The following is a 14454-nucleotide window of genomic DNA, read 5'->3' on the forward strand; positions in this document are numbered from 1 at the left end:
CATTATCTTCGTTTAAAATCTAGAAGCATTTCCAACTATGCTGGTTATAAATAATCTAGAATTATTTATTATGTAGATGATATTCAAATTATTTTTTATAATTTTAATTATAAAATCAAGATAAAAACAAATAACAAGACTTTAACTCATTGAAATTTATTCATAAAAAAACCCACCAAAAAAAAACTAAAGTTACTATAGCTTTTCACAAATAGAAAATGTGACATGTCACGATACACAAAAATAATAAACCCGCTTATACTCACAGATAAAATACGTCTATAAATCATGATTAATCAATCTGTAGCAGGCTTAATTCAATAAAAAATTAAAATCAATTTAAGCCTTACATTAATTACACATAATTCCAATTGATAAACATTCAATGATTATTTTTTAGCTAATATAAAAACCCTCGGAAATGGCAATAATAACCCACCTATTGGTAATTCTGCATATTCTTGAGATAATCGACTTTTATATTCCTTTAAGAAAACTATTTGCTCGTCCTGATCTAACATAGATAAAAAAGGTCGAAGTGCAGTTCCTTTAAACCATTCAACGATATCATTAATATCATTCATAAAATGAAAATAGGTTGTCCGCCAGATATTGATATCAGTAACTAATGGCTTTAATAAAGAAAAATACCACTCTACACTATGTCTTTCTTCATGATGAATATGCCCAATTTTATTAATCCATTTTTCTGTGGCTGCAATTTCGAGGGCAATTTTATGTGGGGGCTCTTGAAGGTTATCAGGGGTTTGTACTGCTAGATAACCACCTTCGGTAAGATTATTGACTAATCGCGTATAAAGAGAAATATGATCGGGTAGCCACTGTAATGCTGCATTTGAAAAGATCACATCATATTTTTTTTCACTTTCCCATTGAGAGATATCAGCTAATTGAAAATCTATCTGGGGAAGTCGCTTTTTCGCTTCGATTAGCATCGTTTCCGAATTATCAAGACCCATAATATTATGTGCGGAATAACGAGACAATAAAGCTTGAGTTGAATTTCCAGTACCGCAGCCTAAATCGATAATACTTTGAGCATTTATCTCAGGTATTGCATTGACTAAATCGTAAGCTGGGCGAGACCTTTGCTCGTCAAATACAGAATATTGCTTAGCTTGCCACTCCATACGAACCCCTTTAAATACAACGATTAGTGAGTTAAACATCCTCATACTATACCCAAAATAATTCTATTTGCATCTAAGCGCTGACATTGTTTTATCACACTAACCACAGTTAAATAAAATATCGATAGCGATAATATTGATGCTCAGATTGTTCATTATTGTCTAAAACGCAAAAGTATTTTCTTTAAAGCTCTCTTTTTATAAAAGAATTAGGGGATACACTTGTTGCATTAAATGTCGTGTCGATCCATGGTATTACAACAAATGAAAGGAGCAGCAGATGTTATTTGACTCATATTGGTTAAATCAAGTAAATATCCAAAACTGTATTGTCATACCAGCAATGACCTGCTCACGAGCCGGTATTTGTGATACGGCTACAAATTGACTGTGCAATGATCTACTCCGGTAAATATACCGTAGAACGTGTGAAAGAAGCCTTAAAAGCAGGCTGGACAGATTTGATTGGTTTTGGTCGTCCGTTTATTGCCAATCCCGATTTACCGTACCGACTAGCACATAATTTACCTTTAACCTCTCCAATAACAGAAAATTTTTTGGTGGAAACAAACAAGGGTATGTTGATTATCCAGCTTTACAACAAAATAATTGATATTAAGATTGAACTAACTATTAACTATATTAAGAGAGACTACTATGAGCGTTCCTGTACTGGGTCTTGGTACCTTCCGTTTAAAAGATGATGTTGTTATTCATTCAGTAAAAACCGCATTAGAATTAGGTTACCGAGCTATTGATACTGCACAGATTTATGAAAATGAAGCCGCTGTAGGCCAAGCTATTGCTGACAGCCATATACCACGTGAAGATCTTTATATCACTACTAAAATTTGGATCACTAATTTTAATAAAGATAAACTAATCCCAAGCTTGAAAAAAAGCTTGAATGATTTACAGACTGATTATGTTGATTTAACCCTGATCCATTGGCCATCACCGAATGATGAAGTATCAGTTGATGAATTTATGCATGCACTATTGGAAGCAAAAGCACAGGGTTTAACTCGTGAAATTGGTGTATCTAACTTTACTATTCCGTTAATGGAAAAGGCGATTGCAGCAGTTGGTGCTGAAAATATCGCAACCAACCAGATTGAAATATCACCTTATTTGCAAAATCGCAAAGTAGTTGATTGGGCAAAAGCACATAATATTCATGTTACATCGTATATGACTTTAGCATATGGAAAAGCAATAAAAGATGAAGTCATTCAGGCTATTGCTAAAAAACATGATGCTACTCCCGCACAAGTTATTTTAGCTTGGGCAATTAATGAGGGTTATTCTGTTATTCCGTCATCAACTAAACGTGAAAATTTAGAAAGTAACCTGTTAAGTGTAAATATCAAACTCGATGCTGAAGATAAAAAAGCGATTTCCGCTCTTGACTGTAATGAACGATTAGCGAGCCCTGAAGGTATCGCTCCAAAGTGGGATTAATTATTAATTCATTGCGGGCACTTATTGTGCCCGTTATTTTAATTTATTTTTAATGTACTCACTCAATGAATCAATAAAAACTCTTATCCTCTGACTCACTATTTTTTCACTGTAATAAACCGCATTAAACGGCATCGCGATAGGCTGTAATTTATCGGAAAAAAGCGTAATAAAATCACCTTGCTCAATATCTTCATTCACCATAAAATCAGATAAACAAGCAATACCATTTCCTGCAAGACAAAGTTGCCGAATAGTTTCTCCACTATTCGATGAAATTCCTGATTCAATCATCACTTGTTGCTCGTTGATATCCCGCACAGGCCAAGTATTTAACAATGCTGGCTCCGTAAATGCTAGGCAGGTATGATTAACCAAATCTTCGGTACTTTCAGGCTTGCCATGCTGGGCAATATAATTAGGTGAAGCGACAATTTTACGGTAACTTTCAAACAAAGGACGCGCTCGTAAACTTGAATCCATCAGATCACCGACGCGAATGGCAATATCAACTTTGCGATCAATTAAATTGATAAAGGTCTCAGAAGAAACTAGAGAAAGTGTTATTTCGGGGTAAGTAAAACTGAATTCTTTAATAAATGGCACCAATAAATGTAACACCACTGGTGTTGCCGCATCTATGCGTAACAAACCTCTAGGTGAATTTTGTGTATCTATTAGTTCATTTTCTGCGGCGGCCATATCCTGCAAAATTACTTTCATACGATGAAAGTAACGATCGCCCTCTTCTGTCAAACTCAACTGTCGAGTCGTTCGATTCAGTAAATTAACACCTAATTTTGCTTCTAGCTTTTTTACTGTTCTACTGACAACTGAATTTGCCACATCCAACTTTTCTGCAGCTCTAGAGAAACTACCGCACTCAACAACCGTGATGAAAACTTGCACTTCTTCCGAGGTTGATTTCATTCTTAACATCCTTAAGGCTGCCATTAATCGCTATTTAATTAAGATTAATCGGTTTTCGTTTTATTGTTATTCTTTACTAGTCTACATCATTAAATCTCACCTGTTACGTTTTGCTTCGTTGAGAGTATATGACACCGCATAAACTTTAAATTAGGATATTTTCATATATTTCATACATAAAATCCCATCTTTACCACCAGCGAGCACACTCTAAACAAGTAAAACTCATAACAAAATGCAATATTCACATCCCTTACCAATATTAAACAATAGTTATATGTACTTACAAAAAAACAAAAAATTACTTTACCACAATAATAAATTATCGTAATTTAATAATTAACTTACTAATGTTATATTTATTAATGGATAAAATAAAATGTTAAAAAGTAACAAAAAAATATTTTTAATTGCAAAATCAATAGCTTTTATAACTTGGGTTCTCGGGGTTACTGACTTAATACTAAAATACCTATTATGGTCCTCTCATGAAATAGAAATGTTAGAAGGAATTATTGAAAACCTAGACTCTCATGCTGCAATTGGAACGATTGAAGTTAGCGATACAACCTTCAATCTATTGATGTTAATTTCATATCTTCCCACGCTATTTTCTTCTTTAAGTTTATTTTTTATTGGCTATTTCTTTTTTAGGGTCACTAAAGAAGAAATTTGGTCACAAAAAAATATAAAAACTCTGTTTATTGCTGGAATATTGGCCATAATTACACCAATTGTTTATGGGATGCAAGAGACATTCGAAAGCTTAGCCCTGTCGCTTAGCTTACCTGAAAGTGAAAAAATCTTTGTCTTCTATTTAGGTTTTTCCTCATCAGCTGCACATGAAGTAATTTATGGTATAATAATCTTATCATTATCATTGATAATGAAAGAAACCAAGAAACTTAGCGATGAAAATAAGCAATATATATAAATTATGAATATAATAATAAACCTAGATGTATTGATGGCTGAAAGGAAAATAAAATCTAAAGACCTTGCATTACAACTCGGAATAACTGAGGCTAATCTTTCATTATTGAAAAATGGGAAAATAAAAGGTATTAAATTTTCAACTCTTGAAAAACTATGCGAAATATTAAAATGTCAACCTGGTGATCTTATTAAATACGTTTAGAAACATAGGGTGACATATAGTACATGGCTTAATGGCTGAATATATCATGTCATTTTAATAAAATAAACATGATACGATTGACAGCCAAAACCATATAATACCAATTCATTTAAATTTAAGTTCACAAATCACACAAATAAATCAAAAGATAAAAGATAGATTATATAAACATTTAATCACTCTTTAATACACACCCTATCCAATGAGATTTAATATGAAGATAAACATTGCTCTGATTATCATTATTTTTTCTGCAGCTAGTAGTGTGCTTTATTTTTACTTTTCAGATAACAATGATGATAAGGAATATAATTTATTAGTCAATAATATTAAAAGGATAAACGATAAGATATGAAAAAAATTTAACACATGTAAAATTATTTCAGAAACATCATCAATTCGGAAATCTTTGATATATTTTATTAATATAACTTAGGAGTATTGCAGTATGAAAAAATTAACTTTAGTCACTTCTGTTTTAATTTTATTTTCTTATAATGGTTATTCGTTATCCTTAAATTCAAATGAATTGCATAGTGTTAATACACTTCAATATAACGAAAAAAATCAATATTTTTATGGGAAAATGAATAATAATAACAGTAAGGGTATAAGCGAATTAGTTTGGTCTAAAGAATTCAATAATAACCACAAAAAAACACATGATTTCAGCACTAGAATGTTATCTGCTAGAGATAACCAATCAAATAGACAATTACTTAATGAAAGACAAGAACAATTCCTTCAAGGTATCGATCGTGAAGATAGTTCAAACAAAATTACACTCACAATCCCTGCTGGTTAGAAGATATTCTACATCGGCTTACAATTGCATATCGAGTAAAATACGTAATTCCACTAAATATTATTTATCCTTGTGATGGAAAATTATGTATAAGCGACCCTCAATACAATTTAAAGTATGACTTATGGCATCTATATTTAACCTTTGTTAGTAACTTCAAGTGATATATTGCACATTTTTGTATTAACTTAAGGTTATTTTCTTTACCTATAGCGAAGTAGCAACTAATCTTACAGTTCTCACTTGCTCGATATTCAATGTCGAGATGTCCAAAGGTGGCTAAAATGCCACCTTTTTTTATGGACTCAAAACACGTTCATCAGATCGTTTTCTCTAAAGGTTATTTAGCCGCCTTATTCCTTAAAGAAGATTGTGTATTTTGTACATATCAATAATCATCACGAAAAAAATCACCTTAACAACTCCAATATATTTATTTAGTTCAACGTCACTATTGGAATCAATAGAGAAAATCCGCACTAAATTAATTTTTATCTATTACTTAAGTTAGCTCAACAACAAATAGCATAAAGATCTCAAAGTAAAAATACGGCTAAGGAGTATTTGAAGCATTGTACATGTATTAAAGTTAAATATCTAAGCTATCATGCTGATAATTATGGGCAACGTTAAAATTGATACTAATGTTTGAAAGGTAATAATCCCTGCCATTAATTGGCTATCCCCACCTAATTGTTTAGCCATAATATAGGCATTTGGTGCCGTGGGGATCGCAAAGAAAATAACTAATAACTGAAAATCCAACCCTGACAACCCAAAATAAGATGCGACTAGCAAGGCTAATATTGGCATTCCGAGTAATCGTACAACGCTATTGGTCAATATGGCATAAAATGAATAACGTATAGCCGGTATCTGTAGAGCCGCACCAACACAGAGTAGGCCCAAGGGCAAACTTGCCGATGCCATTAACTTAAATAATTGCAAACTATTAAAAGGTAGCCCTATATTTGTAATATTAAGCAAAAAACCGATTAAACAAGCCAAAATTAATGGGTTTTTAAATATAGTCAATAGCAATTTTTTAAGGCTAAGCTCATTAATATCTGATAATGCAATAACCGAAATAATATTACAGACAGGTGTTAATATAGCTAAGATTACAGCAGAAATAGCAATACCTTCCGCACCATATAAATCATTAATTATTGCTAACCCAAGATATGTATTAAACCTTAATGCGCCTTGAACATTCACTCCAAATTTATTTGTGGGCGTTTTCTTTATGACTTTAAACAGTATAAAAAAAATTAAACTAATCAATAATGTTGCAAGTAGTACTACTGATAATCTAGGTAAACTTGGATTATCTAACGGCGCTACGGCAAGGCTACTAATAAAAAGTGCAGGAAATAATACATAGTAATTGATTCTTTCCGCCCCTTGCCAAAAAGCCACATCAAAAAAGGTATTTCTTCTTAGATAAAAACCTAACATGATGAGCGCAAATAGCGGCCATAGTGCAAAAAGAATCGTTAACATTAATTTATTCCAGTGACATCAGTTTTATTATTGTCATTCTGAATAGCATTTAATGATCTCAATTGGTTTCCCATTAAATCGAAATTACTTGGTGATAACCATTGCTTGATTGATTGGTTCACTATGTGCCATTCGCTATCAATTATTGAAAGCCAATCCGTATCTCTATTATGGCCTTTTACAACCATTGATTGCCTAAATCGACCTTCATATTTAAATCCTAATCTTAGTGCTGCATTTCGTGATGGCACATTTAAGCTATTGCATTTCCATTCGTATCTTCTATATTTTAAATCTGTAAATACATAGTTCATTAAAAGCCAATGCGCTTCTGTAGACATTATGGTTCCACGTAACAACTTAGAAAAATGCACATGCCCCACCTCAACAACACCATTATTCGGGTCTATACGCATCAATGCAAAATAACCAATAGGTTGATTTGTCTTATGATCAATAACAACATAAAAAATAGGGTCATCTACGGAAATCACATGTTCAACCCATTGAGAGAAATCGCTCTTATTTTTAATCGGCTCTCTTGTTAACCAAGTCCAATAACTATCATCAGTATCCAAATTAATTGCATTATACAACTCATTGGCATGGGCCAATTTGAGAGCCTCGACCGTACAATGGTTTCCTTTCAATGTCACTCGCACAGGATATTGTTTGTTTTTCCACTCAGGAATAGGTGCACCTACTTCTTGATTAAATTCGTTTTTACAGTTCATATTTAATAAATTTCATAAAATGTAATTGAGAATTTCATGAGTTTATAACTATATCTCTTGAAATTAAAGCGCCTGAATAACTACATTATATTTCACTAATACTTTTATTTTTTATTCTGTTTTTTCCTGATAATGCAGTATTAACAGTTGACTTTGAATTGTAGTGAACTAATCATCTCTGTTATCAACACGTGATGATGCGTCTATTTCAACGTTTTCTCATATCGTAAAAACCTGCGTTCACAGATAGTTTAGAGCTAAATTGATATCAAATAATATGATTTATGCTAATATATATTAGCAATTTATACTTAGATAGGTATAGTTAATGAAGCCATTGTTTTTAATCATATTATCACTAACAACGATTACATTTATATCACCGTCTTATAGTGATGACAGCTTGAATTCAGGTTATGCTAAACTTCTCGCCCTATCATTAACAAATGATATTAGTGCATCAAAATTAGATTCAGGAGACCTGAGTTACGAAAAATATTCTTTACCTTATACTTTCCAAAACCTTTATGAATATGATGATTATTCCTTTTCCGCTCAATTGAGAGGAAATTATCTAAAAGTAAAGGCATCACCAATGTATGTATATCCATCGGGTAAATTTCGCGCTCATTGGGATATTTTGAGTGTAACTACATCACCAAAAATTACTTATAAAATAAATAATAATCTTAAACTAGAAAACGAAATTGAATTTGGTTATGCGAATATGAATAATAGATCTACATTTTCTGGTGATAATAATACGAAAGAGTCACTACGTGAAATTGGTTTATTAGAATGGAATATTAATTCACTTCAATTAGCTCCTAAGATTGGACTAGTAAATACCAATATACTTGACAATAATAATCAAATTAATTTTCACGGTAATATTTCCTATATGTTTATGTATGGGATTAAAAATGACAAAAAATTGAATATTAATAGTAATACTGGAACATGGTCAGTGGGTGGTGAATATATTATGACTGACTTTTTTAATATAAAAATAAATCCTTTAGCCTGATATTATCCAATAATATTGGTGGATTTTATGGAGATGGTTACAGAGAGTTATCATTTGGCTTCATTAATAACATATCAGTAGCATTAGAAACCCCCGTTAATATTTATGATAATGAAGTTAAATTCAAGACTGGAATTGGCTACCTCGCCAGTGATAACGCACATGGTATCACTTTAATTTTCGAAATTAGATAGATTTTGTTTATATTATTAATCGTGATGAGCAATTACGATCGTGGGCTAAAACCAAGGTAATTGATGATGCTAACACTTAATAACTCATCTGTCCTAATTCAAAAGATATCACTGATTTTTTCAACAGATTAAGGTCGATTTTACTCACGAGAAGCGAGATTCTATACTCATTCCTCCAACTTGTTATTTAATTTCTGCTTGAATATCAGAAATACTGCGTATCCATGGTAGATCTTTTTGTAATGTCGCAGGCAATTGTTGTAAGGCTTGCTTGGCTTGTGTCATTCCTACATATTCTCCATACACCAAAACATACCATTGCACTCCATGTCGCTCGGTTTCATACACTAAATAATTGGATAATTTTTGTTTTTTCGCCAACGCCAACAGTGGCTCTGATCGACTCGCGCTACTGAGTTGCAAGGTATAGTGACGTTTTGAAGCATGCCGTAAAGCGCCCCCTAGGTTTAATGATGGCGTACTTTTTTGTTGGCGTTTTTCCTCTACACGAGATATTGAGCTCGGCACAGGTGTCATTACGTTAGGTGTTTCTTTAATAGCTGTTTCTTTAATTGGGATATCGATAATTCCTACCATTTGGTTCACATCTTTGTTCGGTAGTGCGTCAAACAAAGGTTCAGGTAATTGCAACGTTATTGCAGTGTCTTTAGTATTGACAGGGTTTAAGCTATCATTAACACTTATTTCGTTCGTTTGCCCTAAAAGGTATTGTCCTAGACTTACCAAATAGTGTCCCATTTTTTTACGGGCGCCCAGATGGCTACTTTCACGCGTGGCTGGCTGTATTGCTTCATTTATTGGCCTAGACTCAGGTTTTAATATCGTTTCTATCGGCAGGCTTTCTAAACGTTCTCCTACTGGTAGCTGATTAGCGTGACCAATAAAGCCATCTAAACCATGCTTAAATATAACGATAGGATCAAAATCCAGTACATTATCCGCAAGTATTGGTTCAATCAATTTCTCCGTCGGAAAAGCCACATCGGTTAACTGTTCACATTCCTGTGTCGTTAATACGCGATAAACCTTTGGAAAATGCTGAGGAAACTGAACTTCGTATCCAACCATGGCCGCTAACGCCTGCTGAGCCATCAAACCAGTATCACCTGTCTCATCAGCGACTTTATTCAACCAATGATGAGCACATTCGCGACTTTGAATTCCACCAATACCATCATAAAACATGACACCAAGATTATATTGAGCAAGCGGATATCCACCTAAGGCCGCACGCTGTATCCAATAGCGGCCTTTCTCGTTGTTTTGTTGAACCCCGTCACCATTCGCGTAATGAACGCCAAAATCATATAACTTAGTCACATCTGGTTCTTCCCTCATCTGTTGCCAGCAGAGAGATTCTGAATATTTATCGATAAAACATTCAGATAAATATGATGTTATAGAAGAAGGCAGCACTTTCTCGATGTTAGATATATTTTCTTCTGCTTTAACGCTCCCCATAAGTAAGTGGAATGAAAGGAAAAAAATGTTCATTGGTCGCATAATATTATGTTATTCCCAATTGATATCCATCGTTGCGGTCGCAGTCGCTTCTCCAAGCGCATAAACACCTTTTGAGCATAGCGTGAAGCTATAGGGTATTAGATTGGTTCCTACGTTGATTTTGCCAACATCTATTGGAGTCGGTGCCGAGAAATGGATAAAATTAGTATACCCATCACCTTTAGCAGAACACGAACCAGTTGGTGGTATTGGTGAACCTATAATGCCTCGGATCTCCGCTGAAGCACTCGTTCCACTTAAGGCTAATGTATCGGTATATCGCCCTTTATTTCCGGTAATAGAAATCGTTGTATTGGCCGTTGCTGTTTGCTCATCCGACGAACAATTAAGTGATACATTGCCGTTATTATAAGCGAGGATATCACCATCCTTTTCGTTACCTGTAAGATATATTTTACCGAATTCTATAGTCGGAGGTGCTGCAACCGTACATTTAATAGGTGGGTTTATTACTAATGAGTTTCCTGAAATAGATAATACATGTTCTTCCCATCTAGCGCCATCTCCAAGCTTTCCTATAAGTACATTCGGTACATTCAGCTGAGAACTTCCATTTCCCGGTTTAACATAAATTCCCCATGTTATATTACCGCTAGTGTATCTAACGTTAGTCATATTTAGAGTTTGACGACTATCATTTCGAACATCATAACAAATTTTCCCATTCACTTGAGTTCCTGTATTAACAGATAAATTTCCTTTAGTATCAAAGGTTGCAATTTGTGTCTGAATAGAATTATTACTTCTCTGTGCTGTACTGGTTAATGTTGTGTTGTAAATCACCAACAATACATTAGGAGCAAGTTGTATACCTGAATATCCATCCATAGATACTAAACTTTGCACCGAACTACCATAACACCCATCATGGTTCGACTGCATTAAAGTAATACCAAAATATGTAGGAGCCAATAAAGTGTATACCCAGGCACTAGTTGTAGAAGTTCCCGTTCTAATATTAATAGATTCTGTTTTTATCGGGTTAAAGCCATCCTTTACTATAATAGCAGCATGAACACTACCAGTACTCAGCATTGATAAAAAGGCTGATAAAATAACACTATTTATGATACCTATACGGCATTTGTCTATCATTTTACTTAGCATATATTTCATAATACTCAAACCTATAACCTTAAATTTCATCAATTTATTCAACCTTCGCCCAACGCGAAAACACCGGTTTCGTTGAGCTTTCTTGCTCATACTGCACCACTGATTCTGCTATCGGCTTTAATGGTTTATCTTCCTGTAACTTAGTTTCTGTTTTGTTTTCTCCGCCACAGATATAGGCCACTTGACGTATTGGGTTGTCCGGAATAATGGTTAAATGTGTCAGCGTAAATTTCACTCGACATTGGCGGTCAGGCGTATCGCCCCATTTCACCAATAATTCCCCTTCTTCTGGAAGGCCAGCAAGGTAGACTTGTCCCATGTCTCCGACAATACCGTTCACTGCATCCACAGCAGACCCATTCATTAATGTCGCAATTGCTCCAAATGGAACTGGTTGCTGATTTTGTTGCTTCAAGGTCATTAACACTTGATAGCCCACGCGGGTGATAATATCCACTTTCACCACTGCACCCTTGGTTGGGTAAACATTGGCATTCGAATGCGTGACATCCACGCCTTCTGGTAGCGTTGTCGGGTCTATTCCCACGCTATTTTTTATATAATCAGATAGGTATGGCGCAACCGCATAGCCTTGCCAATCAACAGTCGCATTACCGTTGGTCAAACGGGTTCCTGATGCACCGGGAGCACTGATCAGGGCAACTGATTCCCCCATCGAGCGTGATAAAGTCACCCCACCGCCATGTACTAACATCCCACCACTAGCATTCATATTAATAGAACGAGAATCATCACTGTAGCTATACCCTGTGCTCAGGCTACCTTTACTGCCTTGGTATCCCAAATTAGCATTACTGACTGCTGTTTGGCCTTGATTACCCCAACTTTGTGAGACGCTATACGACATGGCATTATCCATCATGCTGCCACTGATACCCGCTTGACTTTGTGTACGTCCTTTATTGTCATGGGTCATTGTTGAGGTGGCATAAATCGATTGCAGCCCCTCAGAGTGCCCAAAGATACGGAACGGTATACTGATATTCGCGCTGATTTGACGGTTTTCTGGCCAGTGGCCATTGGTATCTTTAATACGATCAATGTTGTAGTTCACGCCAAAGCTAACGCCTTTAACACTGGTGCTATATCCCAAGGAAAGTCCTGTTAAGGTTTTATTATTTCCCCAGTAATCATCACGATTGGCACGAAACCGTAGCGTACCGTATTCCCCTAGTTGTTGACTTAATTGAGTTTGGAAACTGCTACGACGACGTTGTAATGTCCAAGGACTTAATCCTTCCTCGAGGTTATACCCTTGGCTATTAAACTCACTGAAGTTATAAAAATGCTCAGTAGAGTAACGTAGTGCTGTTAAATCAACTGATGTCCCTGTTGAAACCAAACTTTTCGAATAACGTAATCGGAATGATTGTCCCGTTTTACGGTCTGATTGCCCCTGACCCGTTTGAAACTTGGCAACTGAGCTAGTGACATCTGCCGATATTGCACCGATTTCACCTAAAGAAAGTCCAGAACCGGCAGTTACTGCTTGATAGTCCTTCGCCACTAATGTGCCACCAAAAACAGTGATGCCATTAGGTAAGCCATACACTCCGGTCGCCAACACAAAATCAGATTGACGCGATCCTTGAGTTAGCGAACCATTGTAACGTCCAGCAGTCAGTTCATATTTCCAACCACCAGGGCGTAACATTGTCGGTAACGCTGAATAAGGCACGATAAAACGACGTTCGCTGCCATCTGCTTCGGTGACAGTGACATCATAGTCACCTGATAATCCTGCTTGCTGGATGTCATTGATGTAAAATGGCCCCGGCGCAACATACGTTTCATACACTACGTTACCATTTTGTCTTACTGTAATCCGCGCATTGGAATTAGCTACACCGCTAATCGCGGGGGCATAGCCACGTAATTGACTCGGTAGCATCTGCTCATTAGACGTGAGTTTCACGCCTTTAAATGACACACTGTCAAATATTTCGCCGCCCGTACTAGTCTCTCCCGCCTGAATCGTGGAGCGTAATCCACGGATATCACGAGATAAATAAGTATTAGAAAAACGGGTCTGTTGCTGAGTCCGGTTAGATTGATTCTCCTGACCACTATATTCGAAACGCGTATGAGTCATAGTACTGCGTAAGCGCCATGCCCCCAGATTTGCTCCACCACGAACAGAAGCAAATAAGTTGTTTGCTTGTGTTGTACTACCTGCACTGTAGTTACGGTTTTGTCCTGCACTGACGTTATAATTAAACATCAATGCAGGTATACCATTTTCCCATAACGCTGGATCGCTATAACGGGCATATTTAGGATTCATCGCCACTTGCGGGATACTGAGATCCAAACGTAAACGCGCCAAATCTAATTTTGTTGTTGCTTGTGGAATATAAGCGGCTAAATCATCAATTCGTGTCTCAGATGGTAATGATTTGAGATCAGGAATATTAGGCACATTTATTCCCCACGCTTCAAGTAACGTTGGAGTTAGCTCGGGAGCGATCACCTGCTTAGCATTTTTTCCAAACTGAAGCGTAAACTGCCCTGCATCCTGATTATTGACAAAGACAGCTATCGTATATTCCCCTTCAGCAACCGCACCTTCTTTACCAAAAGCAGATAAATCTATCTGGCTCGTTTCACCACTTAAGGTTAAAAAACTAGGGTCAAAATAATCTTCACCGTACACCCATGATGATAACCCCAACATCACCCCAGCACTGAGTAGGCTTAAGCGAAAAAAAGTTGGTAATACTACTATTTTGTTGTTCATTTTTTGTTGTGTATTCTGCATACATCAATCTCAATTAATCAATCTGTACGCTAGAGATCACCAAAGGATGTTCCAGCGGAAAAATACATTTC

Annotated in this window: 12 protein-coding genes and 1 pseudogene; 6 read left to right on the top strand and 7 right to left on the bottom strand. The window is 35.6% G+C overall.

Annotation, left to right across the window (positions count from 1 at the left end):
• Nucleotides 1-389: 389 nt before the first annotated feature.
• Nucleotides 390-1196, bottom strand: a complete 807-nt coding sequence (locus tag OOA_RS08930) for a methyltransferase domain-containing protein (RefSeq protein WP_201764576.1) — start codon at nt 1194-1196, stop codon at nt 390-392.
• A gap of 350 nt (nt 1197-1546) precedes the next feature.
• On the opposite strand from OOA_RS08930, the pseudogene OOA_RS20025 reads away from it, so the two are divergent.
• A pseudogene (locus OOA_RS20025) lies at nt 1547-1764 on the top strand (oxidoreductase); the annotation flags it as partial.
• Nucleotides 1765-1808: 44 nt separating this feature from the next.
• Nucleotides 1809-2612, top strand: a complete 804-nt coding sequence (dkgB, locus tag OOA_RS08935; RefSeq protein ID WP_008911822.1) for a 2,5-didehydrogluconate reductase DkgB — start codon at nt 1809-1811, stop codon at nt 2610-2612.
• Nucleotides 2613-2645: 33 nt separating this feature from the next.
• Here the strand turns inward: dkgB and yafC are convergent, their stop codons facing one another.
• Nucleotides 2646-3542 (bottom strand): DNA-binding transcriptional regulator YafC, encoded by an 897-nt coding sequence (yafC, locus tag OOA_RS08940; protein WP_008911823.1) that lies wholly within the window; start codon nt 3540-3542, stop codon nt 2646-2648.
• Nucleotides 3543-3921: 379 nt separating this feature from the next.
• Here yafC and OOA_RS08945 point away from each other — a divergent pair, with 379 nt between their 5' ends.
• From OOA_RS08945 to OOA_RS08955, 3 genes are all read left to right on the top strand, one after another.
• A complete protein-coding gene (locus OOA_RS08945; RefSeq protein WP_008911824.1) occupies nt 3922-4476 on the top strand; it encodes a hypothetical protein in 555 nt (184 codons plus the stop codon).
• A 3-nt stretch (nt 4477-4479) separates the two neighbouring features.
• Nucleotides 4480-4680, top strand: coding sequence for a helix-turn-helix domain-containing protein (locus OOA_RS08950; RefSeq protein ID WP_008911825.1), 201 nt, complete (start codon nt 4480-4482; stop codon nt 4678-4680).
• 448 nt (nt 4681-5128) lie between these two features.
• Complete coding sequence (locus OOA_RS08955; RefSeq protein ID WP_008911826.1) at nt 5129-5485, top strand: hypothetical protein; 357 nt, start codon at nt 5129-5131, stop codon at nt 5483-5485.
• Nucleotides 5486-6082: 597 nt separating this feature from the next.
• Here OOA_RS08955 and OOA_RS08960 read toward each other — a convergent pair.
• A complete protein-coding gene (locus tag OOA_RS08960; protein WP_008911827.1) occupies nt 6083-6988 on the bottom strand; it encodes an AEC family transporter in 906 nt (301 codons plus the stop codon).
• Nucleotides 6988-7722 (bottom strand): GNAT family N-acetyltransferase, encoded by a 735-nt coding sequence (locus OOA_RS08965; RefSeq protein ID WP_008911828.1) that lies wholly within the window; start codon nt 7720-7722, stop codon nt 6988-6990. Before OOA_RS08965 ends, OOA_RS08960 begins: the two co-directional genes overlap by 1 nt.
• A gap of 328 nt (nt 7723-8050) precedes the next feature.
• Here OOA_RS08965 and OOA_RS08970 point away from each other — a divergent pair, with 328 nt between their 5' ends.
• Entirely contained in the window at nt 8051-8749 is a 699-nt protein-coding gene (locus tag OOA_RS08970) for a hypothetical protein (RefSeq protein ID WP_008911829.1), read from the top strand.
• Nucleotides 8750-9126: 377 nt separating this feature from the next.
• Here the strand turns inward: OOA_RS08970 and OOA_RS19775 are convergent, their stop codons facing one another.
• The 3 genes from OOA_RS19775 to OOA_RS08985 form a co-directional block, all read right to left on the bottom strand.
• Nucleotides 9127-10467 (bottom strand): SPOR domain-containing protein, encoded by a 1341-nt coding sequence (locus tag OOA_RS19775; protein WP_083880272.1) that lies wholly within the window; start codon nt 10465-10467, stop codon nt 9127-9129.
• Nucleotides 10468-10476: 9 nt separating this feature from the next.
• Complete coding sequence (locus tag OOA_RS08980) at nt 10477-11370, bottom strand: hypothetical protein (protein WP_148284504.1); 894 nt, start codon at nt 11368-11370, stop codon at nt 10477-10479.
• Nucleotides 11371-11638: 268 nt separating this feature from the next.
• Nucleotides 11639-14362, bottom strand: a complete 2724-nt coding sequence (locus tag OOA_RS08985) for a fimbria/pilus outer membrane usher protein (protein WP_148284533.1) — start codon at nt 14360-14362, stop codon at nt 11639-11641.
• Nucleotides 14363-14454 lie beyond the last annotated feature (92 nt).

Source organism: Providencia burhodogranariea DSM 19968 (genome assembly GCF_000314855.2).
GTDB classification, from domain to species: Bacteria; Pseudomonadota; Gammaproteobacteria; order Enterobacterales; family Enterobacteriaceae; genus Providencia; species Providencia burhodogranariea.